This window comes from Streptomyces sp. NPDC004539, from assembly GCF_040610055.1.
In the GTDB taxonomy this organism is placed as follows: domain Bacteria; phylum Actinomycetota; class Actinomycetes; order Streptomycetales; family Streptomycetaceae; genus Streptomyces.
Map to the genome: position 1 here is coordinate 70,804 of NZ_JBEXLS010000009.1, position 21,283 is coordinate 92,086.

At 72.9% G+C, this 21,283-nt stretch carries 11 protein-coding genes; 6 read left to right on the forward strand and 5 right to left on the reverse strand.

Annotation, left to right across the window (positions count from 1 at the left end; genetic code table 11):
* Positions 1 to 79 precede the first annotated feature (79 nt).
* The 3 genes from ABZX85_RS20300 to ABZX85_RS20310 all read right to left on the reverse strand — a co-directional run bounded on the left by ABZX85_RS20300 (position 80) and on the right by ABZX85_RS20310 (position 5,759).
* Positions 80 to 3,223 carry a Tn3 family transposase gene (locus ABZX85_RS20300; RefSeq protein WP_355870724.1) on the reverse strand — a complete coding sequence of 1,048 codons (3,144 nt, stop codon included), beginning with the start codon at positions 3,221 to 3,223 and terminating at the stop codon, positions 80 to 82.
* A 120-nt stretch (positions 3,224 to 3,343) separates the two neighbouring features.
* On the reverse strand, positions 3,344 to 3,880 hold the full coding sequence (locus tag ABZX85_RS20305; protein WP_355870160.1) for an alpha-lytic protease prodomain-containing protein: 537 nt from the start codon (positions 3,878 to 3,880) through the stop codon (positions 3,344 to 3,346).
* A 283-nt stretch (positions 3,881 to 4,163) separates the two neighbouring features.
* Positions 4,164 to 5,759: a PLP-dependent aminotransferase family protein gene (locus ABZX85_RS20310; protein WP_355870163.1), complete on the reverse strand. Its 1,596-nt coding sequence runs from the start codon at positions 5,757 to 5,759 to the stop codon at positions 4,164 to 4,166.
* 20 nt (positions 5,760 to 5,779) lie between these two features.
* Between ABZX85_RS20310 and ABZX85_RS20315 the strand changes: the two genes are divergently transcribed.
* The 5 genes from ABZX85_RS20315 (at position 5,780) to ABZX85_RS20335 (ending at position 16,560) form a co-directional block, all read left to right on the forward strand.
* Positions 5,780 to 6,664 carry an EamA family transporter gene (locus ABZX85_RS20315; RefSeq protein ID WP_355870166.1) on the forward strand — a complete coding sequence of 295 codons (885 nt, stop codon included), beginning with the start codon at positions 5,780 to 5,782 and terminating at the stop codon, positions 6,662 to 6,664.
* A gap of 117 nt (positions 6,665 to 6,781) precedes the next feature.
* On the forward strand, positions 6,782 to 8,782 hold the full coding sequence (locus ABZX85_RS20320) for a GH92 family glycosyl hydrolase (protein WP_355870169.1): 2,001 nt from the start codon (positions 6,782 to 6,784) through the stop codon (positions 8,780 to 8,782).
* Positions 8,779 to 11,121 (forward strand): polysaccharide lyase 8 family protein, encoded by a 2,343-nt coding sequence (locus tag ABZX85_RS20325; protein ID WP_355870172.1) that lies wholly within the window; start codon positions 8,779 to 8,781, stop codon positions 11,119 to 11,121. The genes ABZX85_RS20320 and ABZX85_RS20325 overlap by 4 nt, the downstream gene beginning before the upstream one ends.
* Positions 11,122 to 11,196: 75 nt before the next feature.
* Complete coding sequence (locus ABZX85_RS20330; protein WP_355870175.1) at positions 11,197 to 14,505, forward strand: S8 family serine peptidase; 3,309 nt, start codon at positions 11,197 to 11,199, stop codon at positions 14,503 to 14,505.
* A gap of 102 nt (positions 14,506 to 14,607) precedes the next feature.
* On the forward strand, positions 14,608 to 16,560 hold the full coding sequence (locus ABZX85_RS20335; RefSeq protein ID WP_355870177.1) for a potassium transporter Kup: 1,953 nt from the start codon (positions 14,608 to 14,610) through the stop codon (positions 16,558 to 16,560).
* 103 nt (positions 16,561 to 16,663) lie between these two features.
* On the opposite strand, the gene ABZX85_RS20340 is transcribed toward ABZX85_RS20335, so the two are convergent.
* A complete protein-coding gene (locus ABZX85_RS20340) occupies positions 16,664 to 17,314 on the reverse strand; it encodes a TetR/AcrR family transcriptional regulator (RefSeq protein ID WP_355870180.1) in 651 nt (216 codons plus the stop codon).
* Between the two features lie 109 nt (positions 17,315 to 17,423).
* Here ABZX85_RS20340 and ABZX85_RS20345 point away from each other — a divergent pair, with 109 nt between their 5' ends.
* Entirely contained in the window at positions 17,424 to 20,258 is a 2,835-nt protein-coding gene (locus tag ABZX85_RS20345) for an FAD-binding and (Fe-S)-binding domain-containing protein (RefSeq protein WP_355870183.1), read from the forward strand.
* Between the two features lie 75 nt (positions 20,259 to 20,333).
* On the opposite strand, the gene ABZX85_RS20350 is transcribed toward ABZX85_RS20345, so the two are convergent.
* On the reverse strand, positions 20,334 to 21,221 hold the full coding sequence (locus ABZX85_RS20350) for a fumarylacetoacetate hydrolase family protein (RefSeq protein WP_355870186.1): 888 nt from the start codon (positions 21,219 to 21,221) through the stop codon (positions 20,334 to 20,336).
* Positions 21,222 to 21,283: the final 62 nt, after the last annotated feature.

Below are 21,283 nucleotides of genomic sequence, written 5' to 3' on the forward strand. Positions count from 1 at the left end.
ACGCCGAATCTGTCACGCCCCGGCCGACCCCGTCGCGTCCGGTTTCGAGAGGTTCCGACCCCAGGACACCTGACCTTGCTCAGCCCTCGTCGTCGGAGACGTCCTGGTCCTCGGCGGCGTCCGGGTCCCGGAAGGGGCGCAGACCCTGGCCGGGGCCGCTGGCCTTGATGTTGAACAGGTAGCGGCCCAGGAAGTTGATGTGCCGGTCCTTCAGCGGGGAGAGCCGGGCGACGTCCTCGTCCTTGATGTCGTAGCCCTCGGCGCGGAGCTGGGCGAGAGCCGCGTCCAGGTAGCGGGTGTTCCACAGCACGACGGCGTTGAGGACGAGGCCGAGGGCGGCGAGCTGGTCCTCCTGGCCCTCGCGGTACGCCTGGCGGATCTGGCCCCGGCCGCCGTGGCAGATCGCGCGGGCCAGGCGGTGGCGGGACTCCTGGACGGTCAGCTGTCGGGTCATCAGCCGGCGGTAGGTGTCGTCGACCGGGTCGACCAGGGCGAGCAGGTGCATGGTCTTGTCGATCCGGCCGTACTCGGCGAACGCGGCGCCGAGCGGGGTCGGGTGGCCCTCGCGGCCGAACATCCGCAGCAGGTCGTAGGCGCGGACCTGATTCGTGATGAGCGAGCCGGCGACGCGGAGCATGTCCGGCCAGTGCGTGGCGATCCGCTTGAGGTTCACCTTGTTGCAGGCGACGGCCTCCAGCGGCCCGTACCCGGCGGTCGGCGCCTCGCCGTCCAGCAGGTCCGCTCGCCAGAACCGCTGGTCGGCCAGGTCGCGGAAGCGCGGGGCGAAGCGGAAGCCGAGCATCTTGTACAGCCCGAACGCCATGTCGGAGTACGAGGCGTTGTCGGTCGCGACCATCTCCGGCTTCACCCCGCCATCCAGGTTCAGCAGAGTGTCCAGGGTGTAGAGGCTGTCGCGCGGGGTGCCGCGCACGACCATCGCGCCGATCCCCGCGACTTGGTCGTTTACCGCATTGAGCCAGGTCACGCCGCGTTTGTAGCCGTAGTACTTGGGCGAAGGGCCGGTGTTGATGCTCTTGACGGGGACGACGAAGCGCAGGCCGTCGACGGAGGCGAGCAGCCCGCCGCCCCATATCTGGGCCAGTTCGATGCGGGACTGGGCGGCGATGAGCGCGGCGTTCGCCGCGGCGAGGGTGTCGGCGCGGACGTAGTTCTGGTCGACGTGGGACAGGCGCGAGCGGGTCAGCGCCTTGTCCTCCGTGTCGATGACCGGGGTCAGCCCGATGTTGCAGCTCTGCGAGACCAGCAGCGCGACCAGGGAGACGAGCAGCCCCTCCATCCGGGTGCGCCGGTCCGAGACGTGTCCGAAGGCGTCGAGGAACCCGGTCCAGGAGTGGACCTCGAACAGCAGGTCCGGCAGGTCGATCCTCGGAAGCATGGCCTCTGTGGTGGTCCTCAGCCAGGTCAGGGACTCCGGCTCGCCCACCGCTCCGAGCTTGTCCACCGACAGGCGGGCGCGTCCGCCGCCCTCGGGGACGACGATCTCCACCTTCGCCTCGTCGCCAGCCTCCTGAAGGCGGTCGGCCATCTGCCGCCACGCCGCATCCAGCCCCCGCGTGAGCTGGGCCAGGTGCTCGCCCGCGTCCTCGGCCAGGGACAGACCCGCCAGCACGTCCGCACGCATCGCCTCCCACCGCGGCCCGTCCAGCAACCGGGCGCGCGGGTCCGCCCACCGGTTCGACGGCGAGGCGAACACGTCCCGCCGGTTCAGCGCACGGTGCAGCTGCTCCAGCACGCACACCACGTACGCGTCCCGGTCCACTGCGCCCGTCGGCAGCCTGCCGTTGGAGAACACCGCCCGCTTCCACATCGCGGGCACCAACTCCGCGTCGACCTCGCGGGACAGCAACGGCCGGTCCTTGACCCGGCGGCGCGACAGCGCAGGCAGACGGCGCACCGCCTTCAGGATGCGCCGTCCGGCCGGAGCGGCATCCAGCGCGTCCGACTCGCCCAGCAGCGACAGGAAGGGGCGCACCGTGTTGTAACGCAGGGCCAGCTTCTCGCGCATCGCCGCCTCGGCCGACCCGTCGTCCTCCGGCACCAGGGCCTCCACGGTCGCGACCGCCCCGGACACCGCCGTACGCGGCACCGCCTCCTCCACCGCCGCCCACAGCGCGGCCACCTCTACGACCGTGCCCGCCTCGGCGACCAGGTCCAGCTCCTCCGTCAGGATCTTCGACGCCTTCGCCAGGATGCGTGCCGCCTTCTCCAACTGCGGCAGCATCGCCAGCCGATCCCGATCCGAAGCCCTGCGGGCTGGGCTGATCAGCCGGTTCGCCATCAGCACCGCGAACAGGTCCAACGCGTCATCGACCGCCTGCGCCTCCAACTGGCGCACCACCGCCGTCAGCAGCGCGGTGCGCCGCGGCTCCGGCGCCCGCTCGATCGTCTGCGCCTTGCTCAGCTGCCCGTACCGGGCCAGCGTGGACAGCCGGTTCACCGGCACCCGGGACAGGTTCACCCGCCCCAGCGCGAACGCAGAGATCTCCTCCACCCGCTCCATGGCCCGCACCATCGCCGTCCCCGTCGACTTCGTCGGCGGAGTACGCAGCCGCTCCAGCTCCGAGACCCGCTTGCCCTCCGGCACCACCAGCAGCTCCGCCAGCGCCAGCGCGAGCGCGGGATCGGCCCGGGACGCGGCGCGGGCCACCGCCTCGTACAGACGCCGCTCGGCAACCGTCCGGGCCTCCGACACCTGCCGGGCCAGCACCGAAACACCGGGCAGCAGCACCCGATTCTTCCGCAGCCACGTCACCGCGTGGTTGAACAGCGCCACCGGCCCCTCGGCGTGCGTCCACGCCCGCCCGTACAGGAAACCGCGGAACTCCCGACCCCACTTCCGATCCGTGAAGTCCCGGTACTTGAACCGCATCTGGATCTCCGCCGCGTGCTCATACACCGTCGACCGGCGCTCCGGGTACCGCTTCACACACGAGGTGTCGGCGATGCCAAGCTGCCCGGCCAGGTACTCCACGGCCTCCCACGGCACAGCGAGCGGGTCCTCACCCAGGAACCGGCCGATGTGGCGGACCGTGCAGATCTGCAAGGCCATGCCCAAGCGATGCACGTCCGTGCGACGCAGGGCGATCAGGTCGCGGTCGTCATCATCAAGGAAGAAGAACCGCTCCAGTTCCGGACGCGTGGGCACCTCGATGAACGTCCCGTACGCCTCAGCCTGCTCATCAGTTAAAAATTCCACCGGCATGCGGCGGACGGTAGCCATCCCCCGGCAGCGATCGAGGATCTTCCTTCGAACCTTCGCAACAGACCGATCGCATGTGCTAAGCGATCATGATCGTTCTCACCGGGACTTCCTGTACGCCAACTACTCACACCCGGCGTCGCCGTGCGCCCGCGCCGTGTTCAGGAAGGAGCGGGCGGCGGGCGCGGCGGCGTCGCTGACCTTGACCGTCACCGTGTCGGAGGCGAGGTCGACCTCCCAGGAACTGATCCCGGCGGGCGTCGCGTCGAGGGCCGCCGCGTCCAACTGGGCCTTGATCTTGTTGAGTTCGTTCTCGCCGTGGCGGGTCGTGCGGGCGAGCAGTCCCGCGTCCGCGAGCCGGCCGGCCGCCTGGGCGTTCTCCGCGTTGACGACGAGGTCGCCCTGCGCGTCGAAGAACGCCCCGTCCGTGGCGACCCCCTTCCGCTCCAGCGTGGTGAGGGTGCGCTGCTGCGACGTCTCGTGGTCGAGGCGTTCGGCGGCGGCCGTCCGGCTCACCCCGAGGGAGGAGGCCAGGGACTTCAGCATGGCCGGGTCGTACCGGCCCTCGGGGGAGGCGGCGGCCTGCGCGCCCGAGACCGTGAGGGAGGAGAGGAGGACGGCGGCGCCGAGCGTCGCGAAAGTCTTCCGGGAGATGCGCAAGGGTAGTTCCTTCCGGATTCCGGACGAACGGCCGCGAACAGTGGGGGGTTGGGAAAAGGGCATGGGGATTCCCTTTTCCTGATGGCCGACGCCCGGCGGACCGCCGCTTCGGGCGACCGCTCTCGCATCCTCAACGAGCGGTGCTGGACATGACAAGAGAAATGATCGAACTGTTTCCGGATTCCGCGCCGCCGATATCCCCGTTGTCGACCGGTCGAATCCAAATCCGCCTTTGCCGGACTTTTACCCTGCCGCGAAAAGGACGCACGCAATCGACGGACCGTCAGACCCCCCGGCCCCGCTCCAGGTTCCGCAGGCACTCGCCGATGACCGCGATGCCCTCGTCGATCTCGTGCGCGGGACCCGCCGCGTAGCCGAGGACGAGGCCGGGGGGACCCGGGGTCATGCGGTGCCAGGACAGGGGGTGGGCCTTGACACCCCGGGCCAGGGAGGCGGCGGCCAGGTCGGTGTCGTCCAAGGCGGAGGCGGGGGCGTCGAAGGTGATCATCAGGTGGAGGCCGGCGGCGGCGCCGTGGACGCGGGCGCCGGGCAGATGCGCGGCGATGGACCGCAGCATCAGGTCCCGGCGCCGGCGGTGGCGGGTACGGACGTGACGCAGGTGGCGCTCCAGGTCGCCGGAGTCCATCAGGCGGGCCAGCACGAGCTGGGTGAGGATGCCGTTGCCGAGGTCGGCGTACCGCTTGGCGTCGACGAGGGCGGCGTGGCGGGCCGGGGGGACGAGGAGCCAGCCGACGCGCAGGGCGGGCGCGAGGAGTTTGGAGACGCTGCCCGTGTAGCAGACGCCGTCGGGCACGAGCGAGCGCAGCGCCGGTACCGGCGGACGGTCGTAGCGGTGCTCGGCGTCGTAGTCGTCCTCGATGACCAGGCCGCCGTCCGCCGCCCACTCCAGCAGTTCGCGCCGGCGTTCGCCGTCCAGGACGACCCCCGTGGGGAACTGGTGGGCCGGGGTCAGCAGGACGGCCCGCGCGTCGGCGGCACGCAGCGCGCCGACGTCCAGGCCGCCCTCGTCGACCGGGACGGGGACGGTGGTGTGCCCGGCGTACTCCCACTGCTGGCGGGCACCCAGCGAGCCGGGGTCCTCGACGGCGACCCGCTGGACGCCGTCCGCCCTCAGCAGGTGGCCCAGCAGGTTGAGGGCCTGGGCCACGCCCGCGACGATCACCACCTCGTCCGGGTCGGCGCGGATGCCCCGGTTGCGGGCGAGCCAGCCGACGACGGCCCGGCGCAGGGCGGGAGCGCCCCTCGGGTCGCCGTAGCCGAAGTCGGCGGGGCCGGCGCTCGCGAGGACGGCGCGTTCGGCGCGCAGCCAGGCGCTACGGGGGAAGGCGGCGAGGTCGGGGACGCCCGGGGAGAGGTCGATGCGGCAGGGGAGGGCGCGGAGGGTGTCGACGATGCCGTCGTGGCCCGGGGTCGGGAAGGGGGCGAAGACGGGGTGCGGGGCCGGGCGGGTGCCGTGGTCGGGCGGTGGTGAGGCGGCGGGTGGTCGTACGCCGTGGGCGGGCGGGGCGAGGGATGGCGGCACGGCGGGTGGTCGGGGGACGGCGGGCGGGGCGGGGGCCGCGACGACGACCGTGCCGAGCCGTCCCTTCCCCACGACCTGGCCCGATTCGCCGAGCCTGCGGTACGCCTCGGTGACCACGCCCCGGGTGACCCGCAGTTCGGCGGCGAGGACGCGGCTCGCGGGCAGCCGGGTGCCGACAGGGAGGCGGCCGTCGGCGATGGCCTCGCGGAGGGTGTCCGCGAGCCAGGCGGTACGTCCGCCGGACGGGACCTCGCCGATGTCGAGCTGGAGGAAGTCCGAGCCGGCCGCTTTGGACCCCTCGGACGGTGGTTTTCTGGACCTGCCCATGGCATCCATAGTGCGGCACGGTGGGACGCATGGACACCCCTTCCGTCTCATGCGCCCGGCTTCTTCCGGGTGTGGTCGGCATGACGCTGGTCGGCAGCAGCGTCACCGTCTCGCAGGCGCTCGTCGACGCCCCGCTGTTCACCGCGCAGGCCGTCCGCTATCTCGCGGCGACGGCGCTCCTCCTCGCCATGGCCCGCGTCGCCGGCGTCCGACTGGTCCGCCCCCGGGGGCGCGAATGGCTCTGGCTGGGCGGTCTCGCGCTCACCGGGCTCGTGCTCTTCAACGTCGCCGTCGTCCAGGGCGTCAAGCACGCCGAACCCGCCGTGATCGCCGTCGCGGTGGCCTGTGTGCCGTTGGTCCTCGGCGTGGTCGGGCCGCTCCTCGAAGGGCGCCGGCCCAGCCGTCAGGTGCTGGTGGCGGCGCCGGTCGTCATGGCCGGCGCGGTCCTCGTCGAGGGGACGGGGCGTACGGACGCGGCGGGGATCGGGTGGGCCGTCGTCACGCTGTGCTGCGAGGCCGGGTTCACGCTGCTGGCCGTGCCGGTGCTGCGGCGGCACTCGGCGTGGGGGGTGTCCGTCCACGCGACGTGGCTGGGCGGGGTGATGCTGAGCGTGCTCGGCCTGGTTGCCGAAGGGCCGTTCGCCGTGCGGGAGTTGACCGGTGACGACTGGGCCGCGATGGGGTATCTGGCGGTGCTGGTGACCGCCGTCGCGTTCGTGCTGTGGTACTCGACGGTGCGGGCCGTCGGGTCGGGGCGGGCGGGGCTGCTCACGGGGATCGCGCCGGTGGCCGCGGCGGGGGTGGGCGTGGTGTCGGGCGGCGACGTGCCCGGGACGTTCGTGTGGGTGGGGATCGGGGTCGTGGTGGGCGGGCTCGTGGTGGGGCTGCGGGCACGGGTGATGCGGTTCGCCTGAGCTGAGGGGGGCTCCACCTGGTCGGGCCGCCGGGTCTCGCGCCCGATCGGCTGGTTCTGCGGGCCGCCGCCGTGCGGCTGCCCGGTGCGGGAGGACGGCTCCGGCAGGCTCCGGTCCGTGGTGCGACTCCCTCTGCTACGAGCCCTGACGGCCGTGTCCGTCCTCCTCGCGTCCGCCGTGCCGGCCGCCTCCTCGGCCGCCGTCCCCGACGATCCGGCCCAGTACGTCGACCCGTTCGTCGGCACCTCCCCCGGCGGCCCCGACTTCGGTCACGGCGGCGGCGCGGGCAACACGTTCCCCGGAGCGTCGGCTCCGCTCGGCGGCGTCCAGTGGAGCCCGGACACGGTGACCTACCAGCACGGCGGGTACGCGTACGGCGACCACCGCGTCCGGGGTTTCAGCCTGCGGCACCTGTCCGGGGCCGGCTGCGCCGCCTACGGCAACGTCCCCTTCCTGCCCACCCAGGACACCGAGCCGCCCCCGTACGCCACGTTCTCCCACGCCGACGAGAGCGCTTCGCCGGGCAGCTACCGCGTCGTCCTCGGCAACGGCATCGTCACCGAGCTGACGGCGACCCGGCGTTCGGGCATGGCCCGCTTCACCTACCCCGCGTCGGACAAGCGGCCCGCCGCGCTGAGCGTGGACGCGGGGCGGGCGGCCAACGCGGCGACCGGCGCCGTCGACATCGGCACCCGCACACTGTCCGGGTACAGCGACAGCGGCCGGTTCTGCAAGACGGCGAGCCGCTACCGGATGTACTTCCACGCCGCCTTCGACCGGCCCTTCGCCCGTGTCACCCGGCCCGCCGGCAAGCCGGGCGCGGCCCTGGTCTCCTTCGCGCCCGGGGTGCGCACGGTGCACGTCCGGGTCGGAGTCTCCTTCGTGGACGTCGAGGGCGCCCGCCGCAACGCCTGGGACGAGCAGCGCGCCCTGCCGTACGACACGGTCCGGCGGGCCGCGCGCGCCCGCTGGAACGACTGGCTGTCCCGGATCGGCGTACGCGGCGGAACGCTCTCCCAGCGGCGCGTCTTCTACACGGCGCTCTACCACGCGCTGCTGCACCCGAGCACGTTCAGCGACACCGACGGCCGCTACCCCGGCATGGACGGCCTGATCCACCGCACCCGGCCCGGCCACACGCAGTACGCGGACTTCTCCGGCTGGGACGTCTACCGGGGGCAGGTGCAGCTGCTGGCGCTGCTCGCCCCGCGCGAGGCGTCCGACATCGCGCAGTCCGTCCTCGACCAGGGCACGCAGGCCGGCTACTTCGACCGCTGGACCCTCGCCGACACCCGGACCGGGGTGATGGTCGGTGACCCGCTGCCCGTGATCGCCGCGGCCGTGCACGCGTTCGGCGCCACCGACTTCGACGCGCGCGGGCTCCTGCGCGCCGCCCTGGCGGGCCGCCGGGACGACCGGCAGCGTCCGGGGCACCGGTGGTACGACACGCTGGGCTACGTCCCCGCCGGCACGCCGGGCGTCTGGGGTTCCGTCTCGGTCACCCTCGAATACGCCGCCGCCGACCACGCGCTGGCCCAGCTCGCCCGCCGCCTCGGCGACCAGGACACCTACGAGACGCTCCTGCGCGCCTCCGGGAACTGGCGCCACCTCCTCAACCCCGCCACCGGCTACCTCCAGCCCCGCGCGGCGGACGGCACCTGGCCGCCCTTCTCCCCCGCGCAGACCAAGGAGTACGTCGAGGGGAACGCGGCCCAGTACACGTGGATGGTCCCGCACGACCTCCCCGCCCTGTTCGCCGCGATGGGCGGGGACGCCGCCGTGACCGCCCGCCTCGACACCTTCTTCACCCACCTCAACGCGGGCGGCAAGGAGCCCTACGCCTACCTCGGCAACGAGCCCTCCTTCGGCACCCCCTGGGCGTACGCCTACGCCGGCCGCCCCGACCGTGTCCGGGACACCGTCCGCCGCGCCCTGGCCGCCCTGTTCGACGACACCCCCTCCGGACTGGCCGGCAACGACGACCTCGGCGCGATGTCGGCGTGGGCGGTGTGGGCGAGCCTCGGCATGTACCCCGACATCCCCGGCACCGCCCACCTCGTCCGCACGGAGCCGCTCCTGCGGACCGTGACGCTCGGCCGCCGGCCGCGCAGCGAGTGACTCGCCGTACGTCCTCCGGCGGCCCGGACCCCCACCGCGAAGAGCCCTGGAGGCCCACCCGCAGAGCCGTCCTCCTCGCCCCGGCCCTGCTGGCCGCACCCGGCCCCACCGCCCCCGACCCCTACGACGCCCTCCGCCGCCGCTGGCTCGGCCTCACCCTCGGCACCGGCTACGAGCCGGCGGCGCAGCCGTACGCCTCCCGGCTCGCCCGGACCGGCGCCCTGGCCCGCGCCGCCCGCGCCACGATGGCCCCCACCCCCACCTCCCTCTGGCCCGACCACCCCTACGACCCGCCCGCCGGCATCACCCAGAGCTACGACCGCCTGTGGACGATGACCCGGGCCCACGTCCAGCAGGGCACCGGCTCGACCGGCGACCCGGCCCTCCTCGCGGACGTCCTGCGCGGCCTCGACCACCTCTTTGCCACCGTCTACAACCCGTCCACCGAGCGCTACGGCAACTGGTGGGAGTGGCAGATCGGCAGCCCCCGCCTGCTGATGGACATCACGGCGACCCTGTACGACGACCTCACCGACGCCCGGCGGGAAGCCGCCTGCGCCGCCGTCGACCACTTCGTCCCCGACAGCATGCTCACCGTCTACTCCGGCACCTCCACCGGCGCCAACCGCGTCGACCTGTGCCGCTCCGTCGCCCTGCGCGGCATCCTCGGCCGCACGGCCGGCAAGCTCGCCCTCGCCCGCGACGCCCTCTCCCCGGTCTTCCCGTACGTCACCCGAGGGGACGGCCTGTACGCGGACGGCTCGTTCCTCCAGCACACCTCGGTCGCGTACTCGGGCACCTACGGCCAGGTCCTGCTGGACGGCCTCGGCCGCCTGTTCGCGCTCCTCGCGGGCTCGCCCTGGGAGGTGACCGACCCGAACCGGCGGACCGTCCTGGACGGCGTCGAGCACGCCTACGCGCCCCTGATCCACGACGGGCTGGTGATGGACAGTGTCAACGGCCGTGCCATCAGCCGGGGTTACCTCACCGCCGACGACCGGCACGTGATGCGCGGCGACCACTTCCACGGGCACGGGATCGTCGCGGCCGTCGCCCTCCTGGCCGACGGGGCGAGCGCGGCGGAACGCGAGCGCTGGCACGCGTACGTCAAGGGCTGGATCGAACGGGACACGGTGGCACCGATCCTGACGGACCCTCAGTTCGACGTCGCCGACCTGGCCCGGCTGCACGCGGTCGCCCGGTCGCCGGTCCGGCCCGCCCCGCGCCCCACGGGCCACCGCCTCCTCCCGGCCATGGACCGGGCCGTCCACCGGGGTCCCGGCTTCACCACGAACATCGCGATGTGCAGCGACCGCGTCTCGTCCTACGAGTGCGGCAACGGCGAGAACCCGCGCGGCTGGCACACGGGCGCCGGAATGCTGTACTGGTGGCCCGCCGGGGGCGGCGACCAGTACACGGACTGGTTCTGGCCGACCGTCGACTGGTACCGCCTCCCCGGCACCACCGTCTCCACCCGGCCCCTGCCCGACAACGCGGGCGGCGAATGGGGCGCGCCCAGACCGGACGTGCGCTGGGTCGGCGGCACGACCGACGGCGAGTACGCGGCGATCGGCCAGCACCTCAAGGGCCTCGGCTCGACGCTCCGGGCCCGCAAGTCGTGGTTCTGCGTCGCGGACGCGGTCGTCTGTCTCGGCGCGGGCATCACCTGCGCCGACGGCGTCCCGGTGGAGACCGTCGTCGACAACCGCAACCTGGGGGCGGACGGGACGCAGACGTTCGTCCAGGGGCCGAACTGGGCCCACCTGGCGGACCACGGCGGCTGGATCGTCCTCGACGGCGAACTGCGCGCCCTCCGGGAGAGCCGTACCGGTGCCTGGTCGGACATCAACACGTCCAGTACCACCGAGCGGGCCACCCGACACTGGCAGACCCTCTGGATCGACCACGGCACGGACCCGGCCGACGCGACGTACGGCTACATCCTCATGCCCGGCGCCTCCCGCCGGACCGTCACCGCCCGCGCCGCCGACCGCCGCTGGCTGTCGGTCCTCACCAACGACGTCACCCGCCAGGCCGTCCAGCTCCCCTCCCTCGGTCTGACCGCCGCCAACTTCTGGCGTCCCGGCACGGCGGGCCCCCTGACCGTCTCCGCCGCCGCGAGCGTCCTCCTGCGCGTCCACGGCCGCACCGCCACCCTCTGTGTGAGCGAACCGCCCCGCACGGGCCGCCCGTTCGAGGTCACCTGGGAGCGTCCGGTGCGCGGGGTGGTGCGGGCCGACGACTCCGTCGAAGTCCTGCGGACCGGCCGCCGCACGACACTGCGGGTCGTCCCGGGCACGTCGTGCGGGACGCACCGGTGCGAGCTGGCTCTGCGCTGAGGGGCGGCGTCGAGAACCGCACGCGCGTGACGTGCGTGATAGCGGAGAACGCAGACACGAGCGGGGGGAACGCGAGTGGGAACTTCAGCGCGCGCGAGAGCGGCGGTACTGGCGGCCGTGGTGGCCGTGGTGGCCGGAACGCCGGCCACAGGAGCGGCGACGGCCACCGGCCCCGCCGCCACACAGGTCGGGACCGGGGCGGGGCCGGCCTCGGCCGTCACCCTGATCACCGGGGACCGTGTGACGGTGGGCGACGACGGCCGGGTCGCCTCGCTCGTCCGCGCGGAGGGCCGCGAGAAGATCGGCTTCTCCGTGCGGCGCGAGGCCGGCCACACGTACGTGATCCCGCAGGACGCCCTGCGCCCGATCGCCGACGGGGTGCTGGACCGGCGCCTGTTCGACGTCGCGCGCCTGGCCGAGGACGGTTACGGCGACACGCTGCCGCTGATCGTCGGCTACCGGAAGGGCAGCGCTCAGGCGACGGCGCTCACCGGCGCCCCCGACCCGTTCGCGGAGGTGCCCGTCCGGGAGCGGCGCGCGCTGCCCGCCGTCGACGGCGAAGCGTTCACGGTGCCCAGCACCGGGACCACGGCGCTGTGGAAGGCGGTCACCGGCCGCACCGGGGCCCGTACGGCGGACGGCACGACCGCCTCCGCGCGGCCCGTCGCCCATGTCTGGCTGGACGCCAAGGTCCGGGCCTCGCTGGCCGAGAGCGTGCCGCAGATCGGCGCCCCGGCCATGTGGCGGTCGGGCTACACCGGCAAGGGCGTCAAGGTGGCCGTCCTGGACTCGGGGGTGGACCAGACCCACCCGGACCTCAAGGGCCTGGAGATCGCGCAGAAGAACTTCAGCGGCGCTCCCGACGCCGAGGACCGCTACGGGCACGGCACCCACGTGGCCTCCATCCTCGCCGGAAGCGGCGCGCGGTCCGGTGGCCGTTACCGGGGCGTGGCGCCGGACGTCCGGCTGCTGGACGGCAAGGTGCTGGCCGACGACGGTCTCGGGGACACCTCGGGCATCGTGGCCGGCATGCAGTGGGCCGTCGACCAGGGCGCGCGGGTGGTCAACATGAGCCTGGGCGCCGTCGACTCCCCCGGCGTCGACCCGATGGAGGCCGCGATCGCCCGGCTCTCCGGGAAGGCCCTGTTCGTGGTGGCCGCCGGCAACAAGGGCGACGGCCCCGGCACGATCGGCAGCCCCGGCAGTGCACCCGCCGCGCTCACCGTGGGCTCCGTGGACAAGCAGGACCGGATCGCCGACGACTCCAGCCGGGGCCCGAACCTCGACGGCACCCCCAAGCCCGACCTCACCGCGCCCGGCGTCGACATCACCGCCGCGCAGACCACGCAGGGCGAGGAGCCCGCCGGCGACGGCTACGCCGTGCACAGCGGGACGTCGATGGCCGCCCCGCACGTGGCGGGCGCCGCCGCCCTCGTCCTCCAGCAGCACCCGGGCTACACCGGGGCCGAGCTGAAGGCTCTGCTGACCGGTTCGGCCGAGCCGAACCCCGGGCTGAACGCCCATCAGCAGGGCGCTGGCCGGGTGGACCTGGAGCGCGCGGCCACCGCCCAGGTCGTCTCCGAGCCCGGCTCCCTCGGTTTCGGCACGCAGTCCTGGCCGCACGCCGACGACAAGCCGCTCTCCAAGACCCTCACCTACCGCAACCGCGGCACCCGGCCGGTCACCCTCCGGCTGAGCACCTCCGGCCCCGCCCCGGCCGGCATGTTCACCGTCAAGGACGCCCGGCTCACCGTCCCGGCGGGCGGCACCGCGCGGACCTCCGTGACCGTCGACACCCGCAAGGGCACCCGTGACGGCTTCTTCGGCGGCACCGTCCTGGCGTCGGGCGACGGCCAGCAGGTACGCACCGGTCTCGTGGTCGAGCGCGAGGTGGAGTCCTACGACGTCACGGTGCGGCACATCGACGCCGACGGGGCGAAGCCGGCCGCGTACACGACGACGATCACCTCCCGGCGTGCGGACGGCGGGTTCGCGGAGCTGCCGCAGCGGGCGAGCGGCACGGTGGTGCAGCGGCTGCGCAAGGGGACGTACCAGCTGGACAGCATCGTCTTCGCGGCGGACAACGAGCCGGGCTTCTTCGTCCAGCCGGTGCTGGAGGTGAACAAGAACCTCACGGTCACCCTCGACTCCCGCAAGGCGAAGCCGTTCACCGTGAAGGCCCACGACCCGGCCGCGAAGCCCGTCACCTCCGTCGTCGGCTACTTCGACTCGGGCGTCGGCGTGGGCAACTCCTGGTCGTCCGGCGGGGCTCCCCCGGTCCGCACCCTGGCGCTCGGCCCGGCCTCCCCCACGATGAAGGCCCAGTTCAACGGCGTGTGGCAGAAGCCCGGTACGGCCGGCCAGAACGTCGACTACCGGTTCGCCTTCCACCGCAAGGGCAGTTTCTTCACCGGCCTGAACCGGACCCTCACCCGGGCCGAGGTCGCCGAGGTGAAACTCGGTTTCGGCGCGTCCGTCACCGGCGCGAAGGGGCAGGTCCATCTCCGCCCGCTGGACGAGCAGGGCGACAGCGTCGGCATCGCCGAGCCGCCGGAGTCCAAGCTGCCCCGGTCCACCACGCACTACCTCAACACGGACGGGGTGCGCTGGTCCTGGACGGCCGTACAGCTCGGCGCCCGCGGCGAGGTGCGCGCGCTGTACACGCGGGACGCGGTGACGTACAAGGCCGGCTCCCGTCAGACGCTCCTGTTCAACACCGGTGTCATCGGCCCCGACCTCGCGGCGAAGGGTTCGCGGGGGCAGGGCGGCGAGCGGACCGGCGACCACATCGGCGCGCTGATCCCGCTGTTCAACGACGGTGGCGGCCACCAGGCGTCCTCGGTCGTCGCCAAGGGCTTCGCCCGGCTGGAGTCCGGGGGCCGGGTGCTCGGCGAAGGCCCTGCCACGGAGTGGCTGAGCGCCGAGGTGCCGGCCGCCTCCGCCGCGTACCGGCTGACCGTCGAGGCGAGCCGCGCCGCCTCGGACACCGCGACCAGCACCAAGGTGACGGGGGTGTGGACGTTCACCTCGGCCCGGCCGGCCCCGGGCGGCACGGCCCGGCTGCCGTTGTCGACGGCACGGCTCGCCCCGCAGCTCAGCCTGCGCGGCACGGCTCCGGCGGGCGGCACCCTCGCGGTCCCGCTCAAGCTCGCCGGGGCAGCGGCGGCGGCCGGACAGGTCGCCGCCCTGACGGTGAACGTCTCCTTCGACGGCGGCCGTACCTGGAAGCCCCTCACCGTCACGACCGACGCGAAGGGCGCCCGCTCGGTGACCGTCAAGCACCCGGCCACCGCCAAGGCGGCCTCCTTCCGGATCGACCTGAGGGACAAGGCCGGCAACACCGTCCGCGAGACGATCACCGACGCCTACCTGCTCGCCCCCTGAGCCGCTCCCCCGGCTGCCGGGGCTCCGCCACCTGGCGTACGTCCGGAGATCGGTTCACACGTCGTCGGTATCGTCCGATGAGACACGGCTGAGGAGGCCACCATGGCTGGTGACCGGCACGGGACCGCGACGCCGTCGGCGGAGTCCGGCAGGGGCGGCGCGCGGGACGCCGTACGGCTCGCGGTGGTGGTCGGGGCGCTCGGGGTGGTCTTCGGGGACATCGGGACCAGCCCGATCTACACGCTCCAGACGGTGTTCAACCCGGACGACCCGCACCCCGTGCCGGTCTCGACGGACAACGTGTACGGGGTGGTGTCGCTGATCTTCTGGTCGGTGACGGTGATCGTCACGGTGACCTACGTCCTGCTGGCGATGCGCGCGGACAACGAGGGCGAGGGCGGCATCATGGCGCTCATCACCCTGCTCCGGCGGTGGAGCGGACAGCGCGGGCGGCGCGGCGCCGCCGTCCTCGCGGGGCTCGGCATCTTCGGGGCGTCGCTGTTCTTCGGCGACAGCATGATCACGCCGGCGATCTCGGTGCTGTCGGCGGTGGAGGGGCTCAAGATCGTCGAGCCGTCCCTCGACAGCGCCGTCGTCCCCGTCACGGCGGTGATCATCGTGGTCCTCTTCCTGGTGCAGCGGCGGGGGACGGCCGCCGTGGGGCGGGTCTTCGGGCCGGTGATGATCGTCTGGTTCCTGGCGATCGGCACCTGCGGGGTCGTGGGGATCACCGAACACCCGGACATCCTCAAGGCGTTGTGGCCGAGTTACGCCCTCGGTTTCCTCGTCCACCACTTCGGCACGGCGTTCTTCGCGCTGGCCGCCGTCGTCCTCGCGGTGACCGGGGCCGAGGCGCTCTACGCCGACATGGGGCACTTCGGGCGCCGGGCGATCACCCGGGGCTGGCTGTTCCTCGTCTTCCCGGCGTGCGTCCTGAGCTACCTCGGCCAGGGGGCGCTGATCCTCCACGACCCGGCCAAGATCAGCGGCCCGTTCTTCCTGCTCGTGCCGGAGTGGGGGCGCTGGCCGATGGTCCTGCTGGCGACCGCGGCGACCGTGATCGCCTCGCAGGCGGTCATCACCGGCGCCTACTCGGTCGCCTCGCAGGCCGCGCAGCTCGGTTATCTGCCTCGGCTGCGGGTCGCGCACACCTCCGAGTCCACGATCGGCCAGATCTACGTGCCGTGGATCAACTGGCTGCTGATGGTCTCCGTCCTCACGCTGGTCTTCGCGTTCCGCAGCTCGGCGGCGCTGGCGTACGCGTTCGGCATGGCGGTGACCGGCACGATCACGATCACGACCCTGCTCTTCTTCTACATCGCCCGTGAGCGGTGGTCGACACCGAGGTGGGTGCTCGCGGCGGGCGCGGCCGTGTTGCTCTTCGTGGACCTGCTGTTCGTGGCCGCGAACATGACGAAGCTGGTCCACGGCGCCTGGCTGCCGCTGCTGATCGCCCTGACCGCGTTCACGATCATGACGACCTGGCAGCGCGGCCGGAGCATCGTCACCGAGGAGCGCGTGCGGCACGAGGGGCCGCTGCGCGAGTTCGTCGACGACCTGGGCAGCGGGAAGGTGCCGACGGTCCGTATCCCGGGGACGGCCGTCTTCCTGAACCGGGGCAAGCAGACCGCTCCGCTGGCGCTGCGGGCGAACGTCCAGCACAACCACGTGCGCCACGAGCACGTCGTGATCCTCTCCGTCGAGACGGAACCCGTCCCCCGGGTCCCGGCCGACCGCCGGGTCAGCGTCGACAGCCTCGGCTACGCGGACGACGGGATCATCCATGTCACCGCCCGTTTCGGCTACATGGAGACCCCGGACGTCCCCGGCGCCCTCGCCCTCCTCGACCCCGCCGACACCGAGGGGCCGCTCCGCCTCGACGAGGCGTCCTACTTCCTCTCCAAGATCGACCTCCGGCGCGGCAGCGCGCCCACCATGGCCCCCTGGCGCAAACGCCTGTTCGTCGCCACCTCGTACATCACGGCGGACGCCGCCGAACACTTCGGCCTGCCGCTCGACCGGACGGTCGTGATGGGGTCGCACATCGAGGTGTGAGGCTCACCGCTCCCTGACGCACGGGCACGCTAGGGCGCGAATCCGCCGGAGTCCTCCGTGGACGGCGAGCATGCGGCCCTCCCCCGACGGCATCGCTGTCCCTTCAGTCCTGCGCGAGTCGCAGCAGGGCGAGGGTCGCGCCGTCCGCCTTCTCGGCCAACGGTGCCAGCGACCGTCGCCTGCCGTCCCACATCGCCCAGCGGTTGGCACCTTCGAGCACGGTCATCACGAGCTTGACCTGCTGGACGGACGGCCCGAAACCCATGTCCTCGGCGGCGGCGCGGTAGAGCGCCTCGTACAGGTCGACCCAGGCGTCGACTTCCTCACGGAGCACGGACGGCAGGAAGTGCACGACCTGGTCGGTCGCCACCAGCAGGTCCCACAGGTTGCTTTCGGGAAGTTCGAGCTGGCGGGTCAGGTGCACGCGCACCATCCGGCGCCAGCCCTCCCTGGGGTCCGCGACACCGCGAACCTCTTCGAGCAGGGCCACGCCGAACTTGTAGAAGTGCCAGCGGAGGGACTCGGCGACGATCTCGTCCCGGCCGTCCGGGAAGTGGTTGTAGAGGCTCGGGGCCTTGATGGACATCTCCCGGGCGATCATCCTCATGGTCACCGAGTTGAAGCCGTTCTCGGTGGCAAGCCGGAGGAACGCCTCCAGGATCGCCCGCCGAGAGGCGCTCTGGCGGCTCCAGTCCAGTTCGCCGAGGTGCTTGTCGAACTCCTCGACCGCGCGGGGCCACCGGTCCTCGGTCACTCGCTCCTCCTTCGCCCGCGTCCGACGCGGCGCGGGAGACTACCTTACGTTAGTCAGTCTCCAGCAACGCCGCAGTAGCGAAACTACCGTACGTTAGTTAGCCTGAGGCATGCCCGTTCAAGCACAGCAAGCATCCGGCGCGGCCCCCGACGACTCATCGACGGCGTCCCGCGCCGATCTCGCCTCCGCTCTCCGCGCCGCGGGTGTCGAGTTCGACGACTCTCCCGCGACCCGAGCCCTGTACTCGTCGGACGCGAGCCTCTACCGCGTGGTCCCGTCGGTGGTCGTGAAGGCGCGCGGCGAGGACGACGTGATCGCGGCCCATGAGGTGGCACGCGAGCTGCGCATACCGCTGACCATGCGCGGCGCGGGCACCAGCATCGCCGGCAACGCGGTCGGCAGCGGCGTCGTCGTCGACACCCGGCGGTTCGACCGGGTGCTCGCCGTCGATCCGGACGCGCGCACGGCGCGCGTGGAGCCGGGCGTGGTCCACGCGGACCTGCAACGCGAAGTGGCCCGCTACGGGCTGCGGTTCGGACCGGACCCCTCCTCGCACAGCCGCTGCACGGTCGGCGGGATGATCGGCAACAACGCCTGCGGGTCCCGCGCGCTGGGCTACGGCCGGACGGTGGACAACGTCGAGTCGCTGCGTGTCCTGTACGGGAACGGTGAACTCGCCCTGGAGCAGGACGGCCGGACAGCCGGTGAGACCGCGAGACGGCTGGCGGCCGTCGGTGACGCCAACCTGGCCCATCTGCGTACCGAGTTCGGCCGCTTCGGCCGCCAGGTCAGCGGCTACGGGCTGGAGCACCTGCTGCCGGAGCGACGCCGTGTCGAGCGGTTCCTCGTCGGCAGCGAGGGGTCGCTGGCCACCGTCCTGGAGGCGACCGTCCGGCTGGTGGACGACCGCGTCGAACGCCGGATGCTGGTGCTCGGGTACCCGACGATGGCCGACGCGGCCGATGCCGTACCGGCGCTGCTCGCGGCGGTGCCCGGCCGGCTCGTCGCGTGCGAGGGCATGGACTCGCGCATCGTGGATCTGGTGCGCGCCAAGGGCTCCGCCGTGCCCGACCTGCCGAAGGGGGGCGGCTGGCTGTTCGCGGAGGTCGCGGGCGAGGACGCGGCGGACGCGGTGCGCGGGCTCGTCGCCGTCGGCGGCGCACTGGACACCAGACTCGTCGACGACCCCCGTGAGGCAGCCGCGCTGTGGCGCATCCGGGAGGACGGCGCCGGGCTCGCGGGCCGCTCCCTGGCCACTCCCGCGTACGGCGGCTGGGAGGACGCCGCCGTACCGCCGGAGCATCTCGGCGCGTGGCTGCGCGACTTCGAGGAACTCCTGCGGGCGCACGACCTCCGGGGCATCCCGTACGGGCACTTCGGCGACGGCTGCGTCCACTGCCGTATCGACTTCCCGTTCCGGCCCGGTGACCCGGCCTCGGCCGGTGTGTTCCGCGACTTCATGACGGCCTGCGCGACACGGCTGCGCGACTACCGGGGCACCCTGTCGGGCGAGCACGGCGACGGCCGGGTCCGGGGCGAGTTGCTGCCGCTGATGTACGACGAGACGTCCCTCGCCCTGTTCCGGCAGGTGAAGGCCGTCTGCGATCCCGACGGCATCCTCAACCCCGGCATCATCGCCGCGCCGGTCCCGATCACCGACGACCTGCGCCCCGTACGCCCCCGGACACCGGTGAGTTCCGGACTGCGGCTGGTGCACGACGGCGGGGACCTCGGCGCCGCCGTACACCGCTGCACCGGTGTCGGGAAGTGCGTGGCGCCGAGGACCGCGGGGGTGATGTGCCCGTCCTATCTCGCCACGAAGGACGAACGGGACTCGACCCGCGGCCGGGCCCGCGTGCTCCAGGAGGCCCTGGACGGCGGCCTGTTGCGCGGCGGTCTCGAGGACACGGCCGTGGCCGAGGCACTCGACCTGTGCCTCGCGTGCAAGGGGTGTTCGAGCGACTGCCCCAGCGGCGTCGACATGGCCACCTACAAGAGCGAGGTGCTGCACCAGCGGCACGACGTCGCGGGGCTGCGCCGGCCCCGCTCGCACCTGTTCCTCGGGCGGCTCCCGAAGTGGGCCCGGCTCACGGCACCGCTGGCGCGGCCGGCCAACCTGCTCCTGCGGGTCGCACCGCTCGCGGCTCTCGCGAAGTGGGCCGCCGGTATCGACCGCCGACGGTCCGTACCCCGGTTCGCCTCCCCCACCCTGAGGAAGGCGGCGGACACCGCGCGGGCGGAGGACGCCCGGCCGGACGTGTGGGTCTGGGCCGACTCCTTCACCGACCACTTCTTCCCCGAGTCCGGCCTGGCGGCGATCCGGTTCCTGGAGGCGCACGGCCTCACGGTCCGCGTCATCCGCGAGGACGCCTGCTGCGGCCTCACCTGGATCACCACCGGACAGCTCGACCGGGCGCGGACCATCGTCGGCCGGACCGTGCGGACCCTCGCGCCCTACCTGCGCGACGGGGTCCCGGTGCTGGCGCTGGAGCCGTCGTGTCTCGCAACCTTGCGCAGCGACTCCAGGGAGCTGTGCGACGCCGAGGACGTGGACGTGGTGGCGTCGGGGGTGCTCAGCTTCGCCGAGCTGGTCGAACGCCTCGAACTGCCGCTGCCCGACCTGACCGGTGTGGAGGTGGTCGCCCAGCCGCACTGCCACCACAGCGCCGTCATCGGCTGGGACACCGACCAGCGGCTCCTGGAGAAGGCCGGCGCGACGGTCACCAAGGTGGGCGGCTGCTGCGGTCTCGCGGGCAACTTCGGTGTGGAGAAGGGCCATTACGACGTCAGCGTCGCGGTCGCCGAGACACACCTGCTGCCGGCGGTACGCGGCCACGCGGACGCGGTGTTCCTGGCGGACGGCATGTCCTGCCGCGTCCAGCTCGACGACCTGGCCCAGGTGCCGACGCGGCATCTGGCGGAGCTGTTCGCCTCCCGCGTCTGAAACGCGTCCCCCTGAACGTCTACGGAGCCGAACCCGGTGGGGTTCGGCTCCGCGGACGTACGGCGCGAGGGCGGTTCAGTGGATCTCGTTGCGGAGGACCCCGACCTTCTCCAGGACGACCTCGACCTTGTCACCGGGTCGCAGCCACAGGGGCGGGTTCCGCTTGGCGCCGATGCCCTCGGGGGTGCCGGTGGCGATCACGTCGCCGGGGCCGAGGGTGAGGAACCGGCTGACGTAGGAGATGATCCGGGCGACCGGGAAGATCATGTTCTTGGTGTTGGAGCCCTGGACTCGGGTGCCGTTGACGAAGGTCTCGATGTCCAGTGCCTGCGGGTCACCGGTCTCGTCCAGGGTGACGATCGCCGGCCCGAACGGTGTCGCCCGGTCCACGGCCTTGCCCGCGAGCCACTGGGTGCCGCGGTACTGGAGGTCGCGGGCGGTGATGTCGTTGAGGACGGACAGACCGGCCACGTACGACAGGGCGTCGCTCTCGTCGACCCGGCCGCACTCTTTGCCGATGACGACGGCGAGTTCGCCCTCGAAGTCGAGGTTGTCGGTGACGTCGGACCGGTCGACGGCGTCGTAGGGGCCGATCAGGCTGCTGGCGAACTTGGCGAACAGGTCGGGGTGGGCGGGCATGGCACGGCCGGTCTCACCGACGTGGTCCGAGTAGTTCAGGCCCACGCACAGGACCTTGGCCGGGTCGGTGACCGGCGGGCCGAGCCGCACGGAGCCGAGGCTCCCCACCGGGTCCAGGGCGCCGCTGCCGAGTACCGGGCCGACGGCGGCGGCGACCTGGTCCAACCGGCCGCCGTGCGTCTGGAGGAAGGCGCGGACGGACGGCAGGTCCGGGGAGGTCCGGCGGCCGGCGGCCCAGAGCGCGGAGTTGAGGTCGAACACCTGGTCGCTGTCCAGAAGGCCGGGCTTCCAGCCGGTCCGGGATGCGTAGGAGACAAGCTTCACGTCATGTCCTTCGGGGGCGTAGGGCGGTGTGTGCCGTTCATGGCTGCGCCCTGCCCGCCGGG

What these genes read in the sequence shown, in the direction of transcription:
- ABZX85_RS20345 (WP_355870183.1), top strand. Translation starts at nt 17,424, where the DNA reads ATGCCCGTTCAAGCACAGCAAGCATCCGGCGCGGCCCCCGACGACTCA.
- ABZX85_RS20335 (WP_355870177.1), top strand. Translation starts at nt 14,608, where the DNA reads ATGGCTGGTGACCGGCACGGGACCGCGACGCCGTCGGCGGAGTCCGGC.
- ABZX85_RS20310 (WP_355870163.1), bottom strand. Translation starts at nt 5,759, where the DNA reads ATGGATGCCATGGGCAGGTCCAGAAAACCACCGTCCGAGGGGTCCAAA.
- ABZX85_RS20300 (WP_355870724.1), bottom strand. Translation starts at nt 3,223, where the DNA reads ATGCCGGTGGAATTTTTAACTGATGAGCAGGCTGAGGCGTACGGGACG.
- ABZX85_RS20315 (WP_355870166.1), top strand. Translation starts at nt 5,780, where the DNA reads ATGGACACCCCTTCCGTCTCATGCGCCCGGCTTCTTCCGGGTGTGGTC.